The organism is Phyllobacterium endophyticum (assembly GCF_003010935.1).
Taxonomy (GTDB): Bacteria; Pseudomonadota; Alphaproteobacteria; order Rhizobiales; family Rhizobiaceae; genus Phyllobacterium; species Phyllobacterium endophyticum.
In genome coordinates this window covers 838,021-857,027 of the sequence record NZ_PGGN01000002.1, presented here as the reverse complement: position 1 = coordinate 857,027, position 19,007 = coordinate 838,021, and the positions used below count along the sequence as shown (strand labels likewise).

At 56.4% G+C, this 19,007-nt stretch carries 15 protein-coding genes and 3 tRNA genes; 14 read left to right on the top strand and 4 right to left on the bottom strand.

Going from position 1 to position 19,007, the window contains the following annotated elements; translation table 11 throughout:
* Nucleotides 1-36: 36 nt before the first annotated feature.
* The 3 genes from CU100_RS12260 to CU100_RS12250 all read right to left on the bottom strand — a co-directional run bounded on the left by CU100_RS12260 (nucleotide 37) and on the right by CU100_RS12250 (nucleotide 2,175).
* A complete protein-coding gene (locus CU100_RS12260) occupies nucleotides 37-630 on the bottom strand; it encodes a YceI family protein (RefSeq protein ID WP_170113806.1) in 594 nt (197 codons plus the stop codon).
* Nucleotides 627-1,220: a cytochrome b gene (locus CU100_RS12255; protein WP_106716824.1), complete on the bottom strand. Its 594-nt coding sequence runs from the start codon at nucleotides 1,218-1,220 to the stop codon at nucleotides 627-629. The genes CU100_RS12260 and CU100_RS12255 overlap by 4 nt, the downstream gene beginning before the upstream one ends.
* A gap of 91 nt (nucleotides 1,221-1,311) precedes the next feature.
* Nucleotides 1,312-2,175: a TrmH family RNA methyltransferase gene (locus CU100_RS12250; protein ID WP_106716823.1), complete on the bottom strand. Its 864-nt coding sequence runs from the start codon at nucleotides 2,173-2,175 to the stop codon at nucleotides 1,312-1,314.
* A 237-nt stretch (nucleotides 2,176-2,412) separates the two neighbouring features.
* Here CU100_RS12250 and CU100_RS12245 point away from each other — a divergent pair.
* The 12 genes from CU100_RS12245 (at nucleotide 2,413) to rpoC (ending at nucleotide 16,912) form a co-directional block, all read left to right on the top strand.
* Nucleotides 2,413-2,497 (top strand) — tRNA-Tyr (locus CU100_RS12245).
* A gap of 114 nt (nucleotides 2,498-2,611) precedes the next feature.
* Nucleotides 2,612-2,685: transfer RNA gene (locus CU100_RS12240), tRNA-Gly, on the top strand.
* Nucleotides 2,686-2,929: 244 nt separating this feature from the next.
* Nucleotides 2,930-4,105 (top strand): elongation factor Tu, encoded by a 1,176-nt coding sequence (gene tuf / locus CU100_RS12235; protein ID WP_106716813.1) that lies wholly within the window; start codon nucleotides 2,930-2,932, stop codon nucleotides 4,103-4,105.
* A 433-nt stretch (nucleotides 4,106-4,538) separates the two neighbouring features.
* Nucleotides 4,539-4,614 (top strand) — tRNA-Trp (locus CU100_RS12230).
* 228 nt (nucleotides 4,615-4,842) lie between these two features.
* A complete protein-coding gene (gene secE, locus CU100_RS12225; RefSeq protein WP_106716822.1) occupies nucleotides 4,843-5,043 on the top strand; it encodes a preprotein translocase subunit SecE in 201 nt (66 codons plus the stop codon).
* A gap of 37 nt (nucleotides 5,044-5,080) precedes the next feature.
* On the top strand, nucleotides 5,081-5,611 hold the full coding sequence (nusG, locus tag CU100_RS12220; RefSeq protein WP_008121728.1) for a transcription termination/antitermination protein NusG: 531 nt from the start codon (nucleotides 5,081-5,083) through the stop codon (nucleotides 5,609-5,611).
* Nucleotides 5,612-5,753: 142 nt separating this feature from the next.
* Entirely contained in the window at nucleotides 5,754-6,182 is a 429-nt protein-coding gene (gene rplK, locus CU100_RS12215) for a 50S ribosomal protein L11 (protein ID WP_106716821.1), read from the top strand.
* Between the two features lie 4 nt (nucleotides 6,183-6,186).
* A complete protein-coding gene (gene rplA, locus CU100_RS12210; protein ID WP_106716820.1) occupies nucleotides 6,187-6,885 on the top strand; it encodes a 50S ribosomal protein L1 in 699 nt (232 codons plus the stop codon).
* A gap of 343 nt (nucleotides 6,886-7,228) precedes the next feature.
* A complete protein-coding gene (gene rplJ, locus CU100_RS12205; protein ID WP_106716819.1) occupies nucleotides 7,229-7,747 on the top strand; it encodes a 50S ribosomal protein L10 in 519 nt (172 codons plus the stop codon).
* A gap of 47 nt (nucleotides 7,748-7,794) precedes the next feature.
* Entirely contained in the window at nucleotides 7,795-8,172 is a 378-nt protein-coding gene (gene rplL, locus CU100_RS12200; RefSeq protein ID WP_106716818.1) for a 50S ribosomal protein L7/L12, read from the top strand.
* Nucleotides 8,173-8,407: 235 nt separating this feature from the next.
* Nucleotides 8,408-12,562, top strand: coding sequence for a DNA-directed RNA polymerase subunit beta (rpoB, locus tag CU100_RS12195; RefSeq protein WP_106716817.1), 4,155 nt, complete (start codon nucleotides 8,408-8,410; stop codon nucleotides 12,560-12,562).
* A gap of 141 nt (nucleotides 12,563-12,703) precedes the next feature.
* Nucleotides 12,704-16,912 (top strand): DNA-directed RNA polymerase subunit beta', encoded by a 4,209-nt coding sequence (gene rpoC, locus CU100_RS12190; RefSeq protein ID WP_106716816.1) that lies wholly within the window; start codon nucleotides 12,704-12,706, stop codon nucleotides 16,910-16,912.
* Nucleotides 16,913-17,296: 384 nt separating this feature from the next.
* Here the strand turns inward: rpoC and CU100_RS12185 are convergent, their stop codons facing one another.
* Entirely contained in the window at nucleotides 17,297-17,578 is a 282-nt protein-coding gene (locus CU100_RS12185; RefSeq protein WP_106716815.1) for a hypothetical protein, read from the bottom strand.
* A gap of 500 nt (nucleotides 17,579-18,078) precedes the next feature.
* Here CU100_RS12185 and rpsL point away from each other — a divergent pair, with 500 nt between their 5' ends.
* Both rpsL and rpsG read left to right on the top strand, forming a co-directional pair.
* Entirely contained in the window at nucleotides 18,079-18,450 is a 372-nt protein-coding gene (gene rpsL, locus CU100_RS12180) for a 30S ribosomal protein S12 (protein ID WP_008121760.1), read from the top strand.
* 60 nt (nucleotides 18,451-18,510) lie between these two features.
* Nucleotides 18,511-18,981: a 30S ribosomal protein S7 gene (gene rpsG / locus CU100_RS12175; RefSeq protein WP_008121762.1), complete on the top strand. Its 471-nt coding sequence runs from the start codon at nucleotides 18,511-18,513 to the stop codon at nucleotides 18,979-18,981.
* Nucleotides 18,982-19,007: the final 26 nt, after the last annotated feature.

Below are 19,007 nucleotides of genomic sequence, written 5' to 3'. Positions count from 1 at the left end.
GGAGCCCGAGGCATTGCCATCTCGAAGGGATATCGATCAGCTACGCTGCCCCTGGATGAGCATGTCGAACTGCACCACGTTGGAATAGATGGGTGTGCCCACGTCCATGCCGTAGCGCGAGCGAAGTATCTTGCCTTCCACGTGGAAGGTGATCGAGTTTTTTCCGTGATCGGACAGACTTGCCTGAAAAGTCGCCTGGCTGGTCTTGCCGCGCGCTGTCAGCATACCTGCCACGTCCGCGGTGTTCGGGCTCGTTTGAGTGATCTGCGTAGACTTGAATGTGATGGTGGGAAAGTTGGCCGAATCAAAGACTGCGTCGGATCGCAAGAAATTCTCGATGCGCGCCTGGCCCGTGGAAACACTCTCCGGATAGAGCGTGAAAGAGATTGTTGATCGCCCTATATCCGCAGGGTTGAGTTTGAAGATACCAGAGAATTTCTTGAAATCACCATTGATCCCGCCACCGCCGACCTGTCCGACGGAGAATCCAATTCGCGAGGAGGGCTGTATCTTGTAGCTGCCGGCAACCTGGGAAAGCGTATCTGCGTTTGCCGCAAGTGGGGTGAAGGCGAGGGCGATGGCAATTCCGAGGCGGGCGGCAGCGGCTATGAAGTGAGTGGGCATTGTCATGGAATGACGTCCTGAGTTGGTGCTCGCTCCGGCGCCTTGCGGCGGGGATCGAGCATTCGCGTTAAGATTGAGTCCCTCTTCCAGAAATGATGGTGCAGCGCCGCAAGTATGTGGCAGGCGGCAACGACCGCAGAGACGTAGGCGAGCCATGCGTGGCTGGCTGTCCAGAATGCCTCGGCGCTGTCGGATATCGTCAGCGGGAGTGGCGGAATGACCACGAAATTGAACATGAATGACGGTATCTGCAGGGGTGAACTCGAGGCAATGGCCCAGCCGGTCAGCGGGATGGCAAACAGGCTGAGGTAAAGCAGGACATGGGCCACGTGAGACCCTATGCGTTCCCAAGTGGCCATTGCCGAAGGATCGGCTGGACGCGTGTTGGCGAATTTCCATACGAGGCGAAGCGCTGAAAGACCAAGGACCAGAAACCCGAAGGACTTGTGCCACTGGTAGAGGCTGAATTGCAGCGCGAAATCGCTAGTCCTGACCATCCAGTAGCCAAGTGGGATCTGCCCGATGAATATCAGTGCGATAATCCAATGGAAGAGTATCGATATAAGACCGAACGAATCTCTGCTGTTGCGCAGCATCTGTGCACTCCGTGACAGGCCTGATCCGATGATCTGACCCGATGCGAGATGAACACTGCTCGGTCGAGAAATATTCGAACGTGTCTTTTATTTAATCTTTGGCGCTCAGGAACCGCTGTGCCGCGTAGAGCGAGATAGCCGCGGCGTTTGACACGTTGAGGGATTTGATCGCGCCGGGCATATCAAGCCGCGCGAGATGCGTGACTGTTTCGCGTGTCTTCTGGCGCAGTCCCTTGCCTTCGGCCCCGAGAACCAGTGCGAGCTTGCCGGGAGCAAAGGTCTTTTCGAGTTCGAGTGGCCCCTCCGAATCGAGACCTATTGTCGTGAAACCGAGGTCATGAAGTTCACCGATAGCATCGGCGAGATTACGCACTTCGATATGGGAAATGAGCTCGAGCGCCCCGGACGCAGCCTTGGCAAGCACGCCGGACTCCTGCGGGCTATGGCGAGCGGTGGTTATGATAGCGCCGGCGCCAAAAGCCACGGCGGAGCGCATGATCGCTCCGACATTATGCGGATCGGTTACCTGATCCAGAATGAGCAGCAGACGACTTTCCTGCAGCGACTTCAGTGGTTGTGGCTTGAGCGGCTTCGTTTCAAGCATCACGCCCTGATGAACCGCTTCCGAGCCGGTCTCCCTGTCTATTGCGCGAGGCTCGACGATATCCACGTCGAAGGGCAGGGCGCTCACGTCGGCAATTTCAAGCCTGTCTAGAGCGTTCCTGGTCACGAGCATGCGTTTGATCTGGCGGGCAGGATTGTCGAGCGCTGCACGCACCGTATGCAGGCCGTAAAGCCGGACAAGACCTTCTGGCGCCTGAGTGCCTTCCACTGCCGGACGCGAGGCGCGCACCGTCTGCTGCGGCGGACCGCCGGCCTTTTGGTCGCGATACTGCCGGCGCAATGTCGCGTAATGTGAATCTTTGGGCGTACGGGAGGGTTTTTGATCGGTCATGGTGCGACATATACCCTTTCATGGCCGAAGGCGATACATGATGGCCAGCGATTTTGCCGATGCTGACTACTAAACCGCGATATTCCTTCTGCTATTTCCACAGGTGGCTCATTTTCTCCACGCAAGTGTTGACACCACGTAGGCTAGTCGGCATAAGGCCCTCCGCAAGCAAACCGAATATGCGTTCGGATGTTGTTTGCAAGAGTGCCTAAAGGCGCGGTTCTGTCGGTAGTGACCGGAGGAGTGCCCGAGTGGTTAAAGGGGACGGACTGTAAATCCGTTAGCTTGGCTTACGTTGGTTCGAATCCAACCTCCTCCACCACTGCCGGAACCGACCGCCTGGTGTGCGATGCCAAGACCGGATTCCGGTTTGAATGGAATTGTACACTCATTAAGTGTTACTGTGTGTGCGTCCACAAAGCACGCAGTGAAATGTGCGGGTATAGCTCAGTGGTAGAGCAGCAGCCTTCCAAGCTGAATATGCGGGTTCGATTCCCGCTACCCGCTCCAAATTCGAAGATGAGCACCGCGTATACGCACGCGCGCGTATCGTAGGTGCTCTTCGGCTTTGTCTTGAGCTTGTACGCCGCTCATGTGCCCCCCATATGGACGAGCTTGAACAAGACGAATCCAACCTGATCCGGTCGAATGCGAGCGGACGGGAGACTGTGCTGACGGACGGTTCGCTGTCTCGTCTGACTGCAAACATGGTGCCGGCCTCGAGACCGGTTGTGATGACGAGAGAACGACGACTATGGCTAAGAGCAAGTTTGAACGTAACAAGCCGCACGTCAACATTGGCACGATTGGTCACGTTGACCATGGCAAGACGTCTTTGACGGCGGCGATTACGAAGTATTTTGGTGAGTACAAGCCGTACGACCAGATCGACGCGGCGCCGGAAGAAAAGGCGCGCGGCATCACGATTTCGACGGCGCACGTCGAGTATGAGACGCCTGCCCGCCACTATGCCCATGTCGATTGCCCGGGCCACGCGGATTATGTGAAGAACATGATCACCGGTGCGGCGCAGATGGACGGCGCGATCCTGGTGGTTTCGGCTGCCGACGGCCCGATGCCGCAGACGCGCGAGCACATCCTGCTTGCCCGCCAGGTTGGCGTTCCTGCGATTGTCGTGTTCCTGAACAAGGTCGACCAGGTTGACGATGCCGAGCTTCTCGAACTGGTCGAGCTCGAGGTTCGCGAGCTTTTGTCGAAGTATGATTTCCCCGGCGACGACATTCCGATCGTCAAGGGTTCGGCTTTGGCTGCGCTTGAAGATTCAAACAAGGAAATCGGCGAAGACGCGGTGCGCGCGCTGATGGCTGAAGTCGACAAGTACATTCCGACGCCTGAGCGTCCGATCAACCTGCCGTTCCTGATGCCGATCGAAGACGTTTTCTCGATCTCTGGCCGTGGTACGGTTGTGACGGGCCGTGTTGAACGCGGTATCGTCAAGGTTGGCGAGGAAGTCGAGATCATCGGCATCAAGCCGACGACGAAGACGACGGTGACCGGCGTCGAGATGTTCCGCAAGCTGCTCGACCAGGGCCAGGCCGGCGACAATATCGGCGCGCTGATCCGCGGCATCGGCCGTGAAGACGTCGAGCGCGGCCAGATCCTGGCCAAGCCGGGTTCGGTCAAGCCGCACACGAAGTTCAAGGCGGAAGCCTATATCCTGACGAAGGACGAAGGTGGCCGTCATACGCCGTTCTTCTCCAACTACCGTCCGCAGTTCTACTTCCGCACGACCGACGTGACGGGTGTGGTAACGCTGCCGGAAGGCACGGAGATGGTCATGCCCGGCGACAACATCGCAGTCGATGTGACGCTGATCGTGCCGATCGCCATGGAAGAGAAGCTGCGCTTCGCTATCCGTGAAGGCGGCCGCACCGTCGGTGCCGGTATCGTTTCTTCGATTATCGAGTAATAGGTTTCGGCCATCAAAATCGGGAAGGGCGGTCCACCGGGCCGCCCTTTTTTACGTTGGCCCTGAAACCTTGACCGAGCTTCTCTCCGCTACAGCTCTGGTAACATTGATGCATGGCCAGTCCGTATGTTTGGCTCAGGCGAAGCCCGAGAAATCGCTACCTGCTTCTCTGACGATGCGATTCGCTATCGTGCGTTGGAAACCGGCCATCCACCGTCCTGCGATATATAGAGAAGTGGCGATTGCAGCGAGCACGTGCGCACAAGAGCGAAAAGCTGAGATCTGCATTGAATTGGCCGCGTTCGTAACCCATTTAGCAGGTATCGTACGTCTCGGCAGTGGGATCGGGTCAGAGAAGTTTATCAATGACACCGCGATCATACCTTTGGGACTTGAAATGCTCTCCGCTTTGTGGAATGTACGCCCCGAAGATAGGGGAGTAGCTCAGTTGGTAGAGCGGCGGTCTCCAAAACCGTAGGTCGCAGGTTCGAATCCTGTCTCCCCTGCCAGCACATAGTCTGCTCGTGCACGATTGGATGGTGCAACAGGCAGATGTTTGGAAAGAAACGAATCCGGGGGCCTTGTGTTTTACCGGAATCGGTTCTATGTAACATCAACAGACACGCGGTGCGTGGAGCTGAACGATCAGCTTTACGGGCCGCAATGGTGTGAACAGATGGTGTTGTTTCGATTGCAACACAGCATGTTTACAGCAACATGACACGCACGAGCGGTAAATGGCATCCAAAACGAATCCAATAACTTTTTTTCAGCAAGTGCGCGCTGAAACCGCAAAGGTCACTTGGCCTTCGCGTCGCGAAACGCTCATTTCCACCGCCATGGTGATGGTTATGGCGTTTTTTGCTGCGATTTTCTTTTTCGCAGCTGATCAGTTGATGGCATACGGAATCGATATGATTCTCGGTCTTGGTCGTTAACGCAGGCTGACAAGAAAATCGGGATTGGGAAATAGCAATGACCGCGCGCTGGTATATCGTTCACGCCTATTCGAATTTTGAGAAGAAGGTCGCAGAGTCGATCGAAGAAAAGGCGCGGCAGAAGGGTCTTTCGCACCTGTTCGAAAAAATTCTCGTGCCGACCGAAAAGGTTGTCGAAGTGCGCCGTGGCCGCAAGGTCGATGCCGAGCGCAAGTTCTTTCCGGGTTACGTCATGGTTCGCGCAGATTTGACGGATGATGCTTATCATCTGATCAAGAATACGCCGAAGGTGACCGGGTTCCTGGGGTCGGATAACAAACCGATTGCCATCTCGGACAAGGAAGCCGAGCGCATCCTGACCCAAGTCCAGGAAGGCGTCGAGCGCCCGAAGGCATCGATCTCGTTCGAGATTGGTGAAAGTGTTCGCGTTGCCGATGGTCCGTTTGCTTCGTTCAACGGCACGGTGCAGGAAGTCGATGAAGAGCGTTCGCGCCTCAAGGTGGAAGTATCAATCTTCGGCCGCGCCACGCCGGTCGATCTTGAATTTGGTCAGGTCGAGAAGGTCTGATCAACCGGGTGGCTCGTCAGAGCCGCCTTGCTGCGTCAGCAGCAAGATGGTGGGAGGTGAAATGGCCTTAGCCGGGCATTCGAGCCGCACCACCGAACTGCAACCGCCGGTTTCGCCGGCATAGTATAAAAGGCAGAAAGTTATGGCTAAAAAAGTAGCAGGCCAGCTCAAGCTGCAGGTTTCGGCAGGATCGGCAACACCGTCCCCGCCAATCGGACCGGCGCTTGGTCAGCGTGGCATCAACATCATGGAATTCTGCAAGGCCTTCAATGCGGCTACGCAGGAACTGGAGAAGGGTTCGCCCATTCCGGTCGTCATTACGTATTATCAGGACAAGTCCTTCACTTTCGCAATGAAGACGCCGCCGGTGTCTTACTTTTTGAAGAAGGCTGCAAACCTGAAGTCTGGCTCGAAGGAGCCTGGCAAGATCGTTGCCGGCAATATCTCGCGCGACAAGGTGCGTGAAATCGCTCAGGCGAAGATGAAAGACCTGAACGCAGCGGACGTCGAAGCCGCCATGCGGATGGTTGAAGGTTCTGCCCGCTCGATGGGCCTGGAAGTGGTGGGCTGAGACGATGGCAAAAGTATCAAAGCGTGTAGCGAAGGTTCGTGAAGGCGTTGACCGCAACAAGCTCTATGATCTGACTTCGGCAATTGCCATGGTCAAGGAGCGTGCGATCGCCAAATTCGACGAAACGATCGAAGTTGCCATGAATCTTGGTGTTGATCCTCGCCATGCGGACCAGATGGTTCGCGGTGTCGTCAATCTGCCGAATGGCACGGGCCGCACAGTGCGGGTTGCTGTGTTTGCTCGTGGTCCCAAGGCTGATGAAGCCAAGGCTGCCGGTGCGGATATCGTTGGTGCGGAAGATCTGTTCGAGATAGTCAATGGCGGCAAGATCGACTTCGATCGCTGCATTGCCACTCCCGACATGATGCCGCTTGTTGGTCGTCTTGGCAAGGTCCTCGGACCGCGCGGCATGATGCCCAACCCGAAGGTCGGCACCGTTACGACTGATGTTGCTGCTGCCGTCAAGGCTTCTAAGGGCGGTGCCGTGGAGTTCCGCGTCGAAAAGGCCGGGATCGTGCATGCCGGCGTTGGCAAGGCTTCCTTCGATGCCAAGGCTCTCGAAGAGAACATCAAGGCGTTCGCTGATGCAGTCACCAAGGCAAAGCCGACTGGCGCCAAGGGTGATTACGTCAAGCGCGTCGCGATTTCGTCGACGATGGGCGCAGGCGTCAAGATCGATCCAGCGACCGTTCGAGTTGCATAATCGATCTAAGTCTCAAACGTAAGTGTTTGAGACAGATAAGAATTCCAGGCCCTTCGGGGCCTGGATAACCGGACCAAAATCCGGTTATCCTGTCCGAGATTGCGGGTGGTTCGCCTTAATTCGTCAGAACCCGCATGAGACGTGGAAAAACTTTGCTTAGCGGGCTTTGCCCAAAGAACAAGGTTCGAACCGTAGTTGCCTTTCGCTCAACGCCGATTTCGGCGAAGCAGGGGGGACAGGATCCTCAAGTGTTGTTTGGTTTCAATCTCCGGATTGGAGCTTTGCAGCAAAAGGCAACCCGGCAGTTACGCAATCTCGCGTTTCTGCCAAATGGAGAGAGACAGTGGAAAAAGCGGAAAAGCGCGAATTCGTCGCGTGGCTGAATGGGGTCTTCAAGGACTCTGGTTCAGTTGTCGTGGCCCACTATACCGGTCTCACCGTTGCGCAACTGAGCGATCTTCGCTCGAAGATGCGTGATGCTGGTGGCACCGTTAAAGTCGCGAAGAACCGCCTTGCCAAGATCGCTCTTCAGGGCACGGATTCGGAAGGCATCGCTGACCTGTTCACAGGTCAGACACTCGTTGCCTATTCCAACGATCCGATAGCGGCACCAAAGATCGCCATTGAATTTGCCAAGGGTAACGAAAAGCTCGTTATCCTCGGTGGCTCGATGGGAGCAACAACTCTCGACCCGGACGGTGTAAAGGCTCTTGCCGCACTTCCGTCTCTCGACGAGTTGCGCGCAAAGCTGGTTGGTATGATCCAGACACCGGCTACCCGCATTGCTCAGATCGTCAACGCACCGGCAGGTCAGCTTGCCCGCGTTTTCGGCGCCTATGCCCGGAAGGACGAAGCGGCATAAGGCCGTTCTCGCTGTCAATATATCGAACCTTGTAAAGGAATACAAAAATGACTGATCTCGCAAAGATCGTAGACGACCTGTCCAACCTGACTGTTCTTGAAGCTGCTGAACTTTCGAAGCTTTTGGAAGAGAAGTGGGGCGTTTCTGCTGCTGCTCCCGTTGCTGCTGCTGCCGCTGCCGGTGGTGGTGCAGTTGCTGCTGCAGTTGAAGAAAAGACTGAATTCGACGTCGTTCTGACCGAAGCCGGTGCTAACAAGATCAACGTGATCAAGGAAGTCCGCGCTATCACCGGTCTCGGCCTCAAGGAAGCCAAGGACCTCGTTGAAGCTGCTCCAAAGGCAGTTAAAGAAGGTGCGACCAAGGACGAAGCCGACAAGATCAAGGCACAGCTCGAAGCTGCTGGCGCCAAGGTCGAACTCAAGTAAGCCTTGCAATACTTGGCGGGCAGGGTGACCTGTCCGCCACTCCTGCGCCGCGTGTCAGTCAAGACGAACAAGGACGCTGGAGCACCAGGAATACCTCCTTCGGGAGATCCGGTACTCAACCCTTTTCCTGATGGCAATTCAGTGCTCTCAGGAAACGGGTTTTGTCCCGTTCACGGGGCCGCATAAGCGGTTTTAAGAAACAGGCCAGATTCTGGCATAAAGACGAGGAGCGACGATGGCTCAGACCCATTCTTTCAATGGTCGTAGGCGCGTACGCAAGTTTTTCGGTAAGATTCCGGAAGTCGCAGAGATGCCGAACCTCATCGAGGTTCAGAAAGCTTCCTACGATCAGTTTCTGATGGTGGAAGAGCCCAAGGGCGGGCGTTTGGATGAAGGCCTGCAGGCGGTGTTCAAGTCTGTATTCCCGATTTCGGATTTTTCGGGTGCTTCCATGCTCGAATTCGTCAAGTACGAGTTCGAAGCTCCAAAGTTCGACGTTGACGAATGCCGTCAGCGCGATTTGACTTATGCTGCGCCGCTGAAAGTGACGCTGCGTCTCATCGTGTTCGATATTGATGAAGACACTGGCGCGAAGTCGATCAAGGACATCAAGGAGCAGGACGTTTACATGGGCGACATGCCGCTCATGACCGATAACGGCACGTTCATTGTGAACGGCACCGAGCGCGTGATCGTATCGCAGATGCATCGTTCGCCCGGCGTATTCTTCGATCACGACAAGGGCAAGACGCATTCGTCCGGCAAGCTTCTGTTCGCTGCACGTGTCATCCCTTACCGCGGTTCCTGGCTCGATATCGAATTCGATGCCAAGGACGTTGTCTATGCGCGTATCGACCGCCGCCGCAAGATCCCTGCGACGTCGCTGCTGATGGCGCTTGGCATGGATTCGGAAGAAATCCTGTCGACTTTCTACAACACGCTCACATTCAATCGCGATGGCGATACCTGGCGGATTCCCTTCTCCGTGGATCGCTTCCGCGGCTTCAAGGCGACGACGGACGTCGTGGACGCCGACACGGGCGAGGTTGTTCTTGAAACCGGCAAGAAGCTGACGGCACGCAGTGCCAAGCAGCTCGCCGAAAAGGGCTTGAAGTTCATCAAGGCGACAGAAGACGATCTGCTCGGCTCTTATCTCGCCGAAGATATCGTCAATATGGAGACGGGTGAAGTCTATCTCGAAGCCGGTGACGAACTCGACGAGAAGACGCTCAAGGTTCTGCTCGACACGGGCGTTTCCGAGATCAACATTCTCGATATCGATCATGTCAACATCGGACCGTATATCCGCAACACCCTTGCGGTCGACAAGAACGAGAACCGTCAGGACGCACTGTTCGACATCTACCGCGTCATGCGTCCGGGTGAACCGCCAACGATCGATTCGGCCGAGGCGATGTTCAAGTCGCTGTTCTTCGACAGCGAGCGTTATGATCTCTCGGCAGTCGGTCGCGTGAAGATGAACATGCGTCTCGACCTTGATGCGGAAGATACTGTTCGCATCCTGCGCAAGGAAGACATCCTGGCTGTCGTCAAGATGCTGGTCGATCTGCGTGATGGCCGCGGCGAAATCGACGACATCGACAATCTCGGCAACCGCCGTGTGCGTTCGGTCGGCGAATTGATGGAAAACCAATACCGTGTTGGCCTGCTCCGCATGGAGCGCGCCATCAAGGAACGCATGTCGTCCATCGAAATCGACACAGTCATGCCGCAGGACCTGATCAACGCGAAGCCGGCAGCAGCTGCCGTTCGCGAGTTCTTCGGTTCCTCGCAGCTGTCGCAGTTCATGGATCAGACCAACCCGCTGTCCGAGATTACGCACAAGCGTCGTCTTTCGGCATTGGGACCTGGCGGTCTGACCCGCGAGCGCGCCGGCTTCGAAGTCCGCGACGTTCATCCGACGCACTACGGCCGTATCTGCCCGATTGAAACGCCGGAAGGTCCGAATATCGGTCTGATCAACTCGCTCGCAACCTTTGCACGGGTCAACAAGTACGGCTTTATCGAAAGCCCGTACCGCAAGATCATCGACGGCAAGGTTACGGACGAAGTCGTCTATCTGTCGGCAATGGAAGAGGCAAAGTATCACGTGGCGCAGGCCAATGTGGAACTGGATGCTTCCGGCGCATTCACGGATGAGTTCGTCGTCTGCCGTCATGCCGGTGAAGTTCTGATGGCTCCGCGCGAAAACGTGGACCTGATGGACGTATCGCCAAAACAGCTCGTATCGGTTGCCGCGGCGCTCATTCCATTCCTGGAAAACGACGACGCCAACCGCGCTCTGATGGGCTCGAACATGCAGCGTCAGGCCGTTCCTCTGGTTCGTGCCGAAGCGCCGTTTGTTGGAACCGGTATGGAGCCGGTCGTTGCTCGTGATAGCGGTGCTGCCATCGGTGCACGCCGTACGGGCATCGTGGATCAGGTGGATGCAACCCGTATCGTTATCCGTGCGACGGAAGATCTCGTACCGGGCAAGTCGGGTGTCGACATCTACCGCCTGATGAAGTTCCAGCGTTCGAACCAGAACACCTGCATCAACCAGCGTCCGCTGGTTCGTGTCGGCGACAGGATCGAAAAGGGTGACATCATCGCTGATGGTCCTTCAACGGATCTGGGCGATCTGGCGCTCGGCCGCAACGTGCTCGTCGCCTTCATGCCGTGGAATGGCTACAACTACGAAGATTCCATCCTGCTGTCTGAGAAGATCGTTTCGGATGATGTCTTCACCTCGATCCATATCGAGGAGTTCGAAGTCATGGCCCGTGACACGAAGCTCGGACCAGAAGAAATCACGCGTGACATCCCGAATGTTTCGGAAGAGGCGCTGAAGAACCTGGACGAAGCCGGCATCGTCTATATCGGCGCTGAAGTTCAGCCTGGTGATATTCTCGTCGGCAAGATCACACCGAAGGGCGAAAGCCCGATGACGCCGGAAGAGAAGCTTCTGCGCGCCATCTTCGGTGAAAAGGCTTCGGATGTACGTGACACCTCGATGCGCATGCCGCCCGGGACCTACGGTACGGTTGTGGAAGTTCGCGTCTTCAATCGCCACGGCGTTGAAAAGGACGAGCGCGCCATGGCTATCGAACGCGAGGAAATCGAGCGTTTGGCCAAGGATCGTGATGACGAACAGGCGATCCTCGATCGGAACGTCTACGGCCGTCTGGCTGACGTCCTCAATGGGAAATCAGCCGTTGCCGGACCCAAGGCGTTCAAGAAGGGTACCGTCGTTACACAGGAAGTCATGGGTGAATTCCCACGTTCCCAGTGGTGGCAGTTCGCTGTCGAGGACGAGAAGATCCAGGGCGAAATCGAAGCTCTGCGCAACCAGTACGACGAAAGCAAGAAGTTGCTCGAGCAGCGCTTCATGGACAAGGTCGAAAAGGTCCAGCGCGGCGACGAGATGCCTCCAGGCGTCATGAAGATGGTCAAGGTCTTCGTCGCTGTGAAGCGCAAGATCCAGCCAGGCGACAAGATGGCTGGCCGTCATGGCAACAAGGGCGTTGTTTCGCGTATTGCCGCTGTTGAGGATATGCCGTTCCTTGAAGACGGAACGCATGTCGACATCGTGCTCAATCCGCTTGGTGTGCCGAGCCGCATGAATGTCGGGCAGATTCTCGAGACGCATCTGGGATGGGCTTGCGCCGGAATGGGCAGGAAGATCGGGGAACTGATCGACGCCTACAAGGCACAGCACGCACAGGGTGAGCAGGGCGACATTGCTCCGCTGAGAATGACGATTGAATCGATCATTCCGGACAACGACCGCAACGAACCCGTTCGCAACTATGACGATGAGAGCATCATTCGTCTCGGCGAACAGATGAAGCGCGGCGTGTCGATTGCAACACCGGTGTTTGACGGTGCGCATGAACCGGACATCAATGTGATGCTGGAACAGGCGGGTCTGCATTCTTCGGGTCAGTCGACGCTCTATGACGGACGTACGGGTGAGACTTTCGATCGTCAGGTGACTGTCGGCTATATCTACATGCTGAAGCTGCACCATCTGGTCGACGACAAGATCCACGCCCGTTCGATCGGACCTTACTCGCTCGTTACGCAGCAGCCTCTGGGTGGTAAAGCCCAGTTCGGCGGTCAGCGCTTCGGTGAAATGGAGGTCTGGGCGCTTGAAGCATACGGGGCGGCTTACACGCTGCAGGAGATGCTTACGGTCAAGTCCGACGATGTCGCCGGTCGTACGAAGGTCTATGAGGCGATCGTCCGTGGTGACGACACGTTCGAGGCCGGCATTCCAGAGAGCTTCAACGTTCTCGTCAAGGAAATGCGTTCGCTGGGTCTCAACGTCGAGCTGGACGATACAAGACAGCTGGAGCAGCAACAGGCCCTGCCTGACGCTGCAGAGTAAAAGGGGAAGGGTGCGCGGTTTTGCTGCGCACCCGACCGGTTTGTTTCGAGCTGCTGCTGAAGCGGCATTTGATCTAGATGGACCGCGGTGGCGGATATTCATCGCAAGTAGAGGGCACGCTTTGCCCCATGGAGAAACGGCATGAACCAAGAGGTCATGAATCTTTTCAATCCTCAGGTGCCTGTGCAGGCATTCGATTCCATCCGGATATCGATCGCCAGCCCTGAGAAGATTCTGTCCTGGTCATACGGTGAGATCAAGAAGCCGGAGACGATCAATTACCGCACTTTCAAGCCTGAGCGGGATGGTCTCTTCTGTGCTCGGATCTTCGGGCCGATCAAGGACTATGAATGCTTGTGCGGCAAGTACAAGCGCATGAAGTACAAGGGCATCATCTGCGAGAAGTGCGGTGTGGAAGTCACGCTGTCACGCGTTCGCCGTGAGCGCATGGGCCATATCGAACTCGCAGCCCCGGTTGCGCATATCTGGTTCCTCAAGTCCCTGCCAAGCCGTATCGGTACATTGCTCGACATGACCCTCAAGGGTATCGAGCGCGTTCTCTATTTTGAGAACTATATCGTGACCGAGCCCGGGCTAACCGCGCTGAAGGAGCATCAGCTTCTTTCGGAAGAAGAGTATATGATCGCGGTCGATGAGTATGGTGAGGATTCCTTCACCGCACTGATCGGCGCCGAGGCTATTCATGAACTTCTGGCCTCGATGGATCTGGAGAAGATAGCTGGCGATCTTCGCGAAGAGCTGGCGACGACCACGTCGGACCTGAAGCAGAAGAAGCTGATGAAGCGTCTGAAGATCGTCGAGAACTTCCTGGAATCGGGTAACCGTCCGGAATGGATGATCATGAAGATCGTTCCGGTCATTCCGCCGGACCTGCGCCCGTTGGTTCCGCTGGATGGCGGACGTTTTGCGACGTCCGATCTCAACGATCTATATCGTCGCGTCATCAACCGTAACAACCGCCTGAAGCGCCTGATCGAACTGCGCGCTCCTGGCATCATCATCCGCAACGAAAAGCGCATGCTTCAGGAATCGGTTGATGCGTTGTTTGATAACGGCCGTCGTGGCCGTGTCATCACCGGTGCCAACAAGCGTCCGCTGAAGTCGCTGTCCGACATGCTCAAGGGCAAGCAGGGCCGGTTCCGGCAGAACCTGCTCGGCAAGCGCGTCGACTATTCCGGCCGTTCGGTCATCGTGACCGGTCCAGAGTTGAAGCTGCATCAGTGCGGTCTGCCAAAGAAGATGGCGCTCGAGCTTTTCAAGCCGTTCATCTATGCCCGTCTCGACGCAAAGGGTTATTCCTCCACCGTCAAGCAGGCGAAGAAGCTGGTTGAGAAAGAAAAGCCGGAAGTCTGGGATATTCTCGACGAGGTCATCCGCGAGCATCCGGTCCTGTTGAACCGTGCTCCGACGTTGCACCGTCTTGGCATCCAGGCGTTCGAGCCGATCCTGATCGAAGGCAAGGCGATCCAGCTGCATCCGCTTGTCTGTACCGCGTTCAACGCCGATTTCGACGGTGACCAGATGGCTGTTCACGTTCCGCTTTCCCTGGAAGCGCAGCTTGAAGCCCGTGTTCTGATGATGTCGACGAACAACATCCTGCATCCTGCCAACGGCCTGCCGGTCATCGTTCCGTCGCAGGACATGGTGCTTGGCCTGTACTATTTGTCGATCGTTGCGGCGAAGGAGCCTGGCGAAGGCATGGCCTTTGCCGACATGGGTGAACTGCACCATGCCATCGGCAGCGGTGTCGTGACGCTGCATACAAAGATCAAGGGCCGCTTCAAGAGCATCGACGCGGACGGCAAGCCGACCTCGAAGATTTTCGAGACGACACCTGGCCGCATGATCATCGGTGAGCTTCTGCCGAAGCATCACAATGTGCCCTTCGACATCTGCAATCAGGAAATGACCAAGAAGAACATCTCCAAGATGATCGACACGGTCTATCGCCATTGCGGTCAGAAGGAGACGGTGATTTTCTGCGATCGCATCATGCAGCTCGGCTTCGGCCATGCTTGCCGCGCCGGAATTTCGTTCGGCAAGGATGACATGGTCATTCCGGAAACCAAAGCCAAGCTGGTTGCCGAGACCGAAGCATTGGCGACCGAATACGAACAGCAGTACAATGACGGCCTGATCACCCAGGGCGAGAAGTACAACAAGGTCGTTGACGCCTGGGGCAAGTGCACCGAGAAGGTCGCTGACGAAATGATGGCGCGCATCAAGGCCGTCGAGTTCGATCCGCTTACTGGCCGCCAGAAGCAGATGAACTCGATCTACATGATGTCCCATTCGGGTGCTCGCGGTTCTCCGAACCAGATGCGCCAGCTGGGCGGCATGCGCGGTCTGATGGCCAAGCCTTCGGGCGAGATCATCGAAACGCCGATCATTTCGAACTTCAAGGAAGGCCTGACCGTGAACGAGTACTTCAACTCGACGCACGGTGCCCGCAAGGGTCTTGCCGACACCGCCTTGAAGACGGCCAACTCCGGTTATCTGACACGCCGTCTCGTTGACGTCGCGCAGGATTGCATCGTCATCTCGGTGGATTGCGGCACCACAACAGGTCTCACAATGCAGCCGATCGTCGATGCCGGTCAGGTCGTTGCAACGATTGGTCAGCGTGTCCTGGGCCGTACGGCACTTGAAGACATCCTTCATCCAGTCTCGGGTGACGTTCTCGTCAAGGGTGGCAACATCATCGATGAGTTCGATATCGATGCCATCGAAAAGGCTGGCGTTCAGTCGATCCGTATCCGTTCGGCTCTCACCTGCGAGACCCGTGGCGGCATCTGCGCCAAGTGCTACGGCCGCGATCTGGCCCGTGGTACCCCGGTCAACCAGGGTGAAGCTGTCGGCGTTATCGCCGCTCAGTCGATTGGTGAGCCAGGCACGCAGTTGACGATGCGTACGTTCCACCTTGGCGGTACGGCGCAGGTTGTCGATCAGTCGTTCCTCGAAGCCAGCTATGAAGGCACGGTGCAGATCCGCAACCGCAATGTCGTGCGCAACTCGGATGGCCATCTGGTCGTCATGGGCCGCAACATGGCCGTTGTCATCGTCGATGCGACCGGCAAGGAACGCGCCACACACCGCGTCACCTACGGTTCGCGCATCTACGTCGATGATGGCGACAATGTTAAGCGCGGCCAGCGTATTGCCGAGTGGGATCCCTATACCCGTCCGGTCATGACGGAAGTCGAAGGTCATGTTGAATTCGAAGACATGGTCGATGGTCTTTCGGTTACGGAAACGACGGACGAGTCCACTGGTATCACCAAGCGCGTTGTCATCGACTGGCGCTCGACCCCGCGCGGTTCGGATCTGAAGCCTGCGATTGTCGTCAAGGACAAGAACGGCAAGGTTCTGAAACTGGCAAAGGGTGGCGATGCCCGCTTCCAGCTGTCGGTGGAATCGATCCTCTCGGTCGAGCCGGGCTCCCACGTGAAGGCGGGTGACGTACTTGCCCGTATTCCGATGGAAAGCGCCAAGACGAAGGATATTACCGGTGGTCTGCCGCGCGTTGCGGAATTGTTCGAAGCGCGTCGCCCCAAGGATCACGCCATTATCGCTGAGATCGATGGTACGGTTCGTTTTGGCCGCGACTACAAGAACAAGCGCCGCATCGTCATCGAACCGAACGACGAAACTGTAGAGCCAGTCGAATATCTGATCCCCAAGGGCAAGCCTTTCCACCTTCAGGACGGCGATGCCATTGAAAAGGGTGACTATATTCTCGATGGCAATCCTGCGCCGCACGACATCCTGGCGATCAAGGGCGTGGAGGCTCTGGCTTCCTACCTCGTCAACGAAATCCAGGAAGTCTATCGTTTGCAAGGCGTTCTGATCAACGACAAGCACATCGAAGTGATTGTTCGTCAGATGCTGCAGAAGGTGGAGATCACCGAGTCTGGCGATACCGGGTTCATCCCCGGCGATCACGTCGACCGGATCGAGCTGGACGAGATCAACGAACGTCTGGAAGAGGATGGCAAGAAGCCAGGCTACGGCACTCCGGTGCTGCTCGGCATCACCAAAGCCTCGCTGCAGACGCCGTCGTTCATCTCCGCGGCCTCCTTCCAGGAGACGACACGCGTCCTCACCGAAGCTGCTGTCGCCGGCAAAATGGATGCTCTGCAGGGTCTCAAGGAGAACGTCATCGTTGGACGTCTGATCCCGGCAGGTACCGGCGGAACGGTCAAGCAGATCCGCCGCATTGCCGGAGCTCGCGACGAACTGATCATCGACGAGCGCCGCAAGGAAGCCGGGGCAAGTGCTGCAAAAGCTGGGCCGATGCTGACAGACATGACAGGTCAGCCGGCCGAGTAAACCGGCTGCCTAACCCGAACAAAAAAGCCGCCCTGGAGCAATCCCGGGCGGCTTTTTCATGTCGGTCTCAACCGAGTACAACCAATTTGCGGCTTAGGGTAGAAGTTCTTCTGCCAAAATCACCGATTCTTGTGCAGGTCACGGCATTTCTTGCATCGGATCCGAACATTTGCGTTCGCAAGCCACGCCGGATTCATCTATTTCAATTCAAAGCTCCTACCACTCGACATCGCGATGGATTGCGTCACGCGCGGAGTCGTGCCGGCGGGCACCGCATTCCAGTTTTCACAACCGCGGGTGGCACTAGGCGTCAAATAACTTGAAACGAGAAGCTTGCTCGTCTTCGCACTTTGGAAAAATAAAGTGTGCGAGATGGACCGCATCCTATTCGTTGAATTCGATGAGAGCCGCTTGGCCGGTCAGTGCAGTTTTCCAGGCGGAGAGATGTGGTTCTTCCTCAGGCTCCTCGGTGAGGGTTCCGATCTCGAGCAACTCGGCTTCTTCGTAACCGGAATTGGCGAGAATCTTCAACGCCAGTTCTACCAGCCCGTCAGCATCATCATTCATCAGCAGCAGGTGAACCTGGCGCGGTTCTTCGTCCTTGTCCTTCCAGACATCGGCAACGATGAGATGAACTGTCTTTGGCGCGCCTGATGAACTCGACATGAAACTGTTTCCTGATTCTACGATTTGAAGTGGAGAATAGCCAAACGCACATGCCAAGTCACCGAACTCTGCGACATCGCTGTGCAAGACGCGAAATATTGCTTGAATTAAAGCGCATTCGGCGAAACTATCTTGCATCGGGGACCACTGGTGCCCGCAAACGCTGCAAACCTTAATAATATTTGGGGTTCAGGCTTGACGAAAGCCCGGAACACAAGTATCAGCAGCCCATCTGAGCCGATGTGAGATTGGCCGTTTCGGAGCGACACGCTCTGGAGTTCATCTCAAACAGGGTTCGTTTTACGAACGAAATGCAATTTGCCGCTCGCATGAAGCCACTTGGGCTTCCTCTGCTTTTATTCGGGCAACCACCCAGATGGGTGGTTTAGTTGCCCGAATTCGTGCATGAGCATGGCGCTGAAACGGCCCTGACGGGCGAAGATACGAGATTTGGCTGAAGTGCTTGCCGCTTCGACCGCATTACAAAGAGGGAAGGTTGAATGCCTACCGTAAACCAGTTGATCCGCAAGCCGCGCACTGCGCCGGTAAAGCGCAATAAAGTACCAGCTCTGCAGGAAAACCCGCAGAAGCGCGGCGTTTGCACTCGCGTCTACACGACGACCCCGAAGAAGCCGAACTCGGCTCTGCGTAAGGTTGCCAAGGTGCGTCTGACGAACGGATTTGAAGTCATCGGATATATTCCGGGTGAGGGGCATAACCTTCAGGAGCACTCCGTCGTGATGATCCGCGGCGGCCGTGTAAAGGATTTGCCGGGTGTTCGTTACCACATCATCCGCGGTGTTCTGGATACCCAGGGCGTCAAGAACCGCAAGCAGCGCCGTTCCAAGTACGGTGCGAAGCGTCCGAAGTAAGATTTTCCGGGACTTTGGCCACCAGGTAGGTCAACCCGATGCAGATAAGAGACAAAGAATATGTCCAGACGCCATAGTGCAGAAAAGCGTGAGATCAACCCGGATCCAAAGTTCGGTGACCTCGTTCTGACGAAGTTCATGAATGCAGTCATGCATCATGGCAAGAAGTCGATTGCCGAACGTATCGTTTACGGTGCGCTTGAGTCGGTCGAAGCCAAAAGCAAGCAGGAGCCGGTTGCCCTGTTCCATCAGGCTCTCGACAATGTAGCGCCGCACGTCGAAGTGCGTTCGCGCCGCGTCGGCGGTGCAACGTATCAGGTTCCGGTCGATGTTCGTCCGGAGCGTCGTCAGGCTCTTGCTATCCGCTGGTTGATCAACGCAGCCCGTGGCCGCAATGAGACGACGATGGTCGATCGCCTGTCCGGTGAGCTACTCGATGCGGCAAACAACCGTGGTTCGGCTGTCAAGAAGCGTGAAGACACGCATCGCATGGCTGAAGCCAACCGCGCATTCTCGCATTACCGCTGGTAATTGCGAAAACATCTATTCTTAGAGGC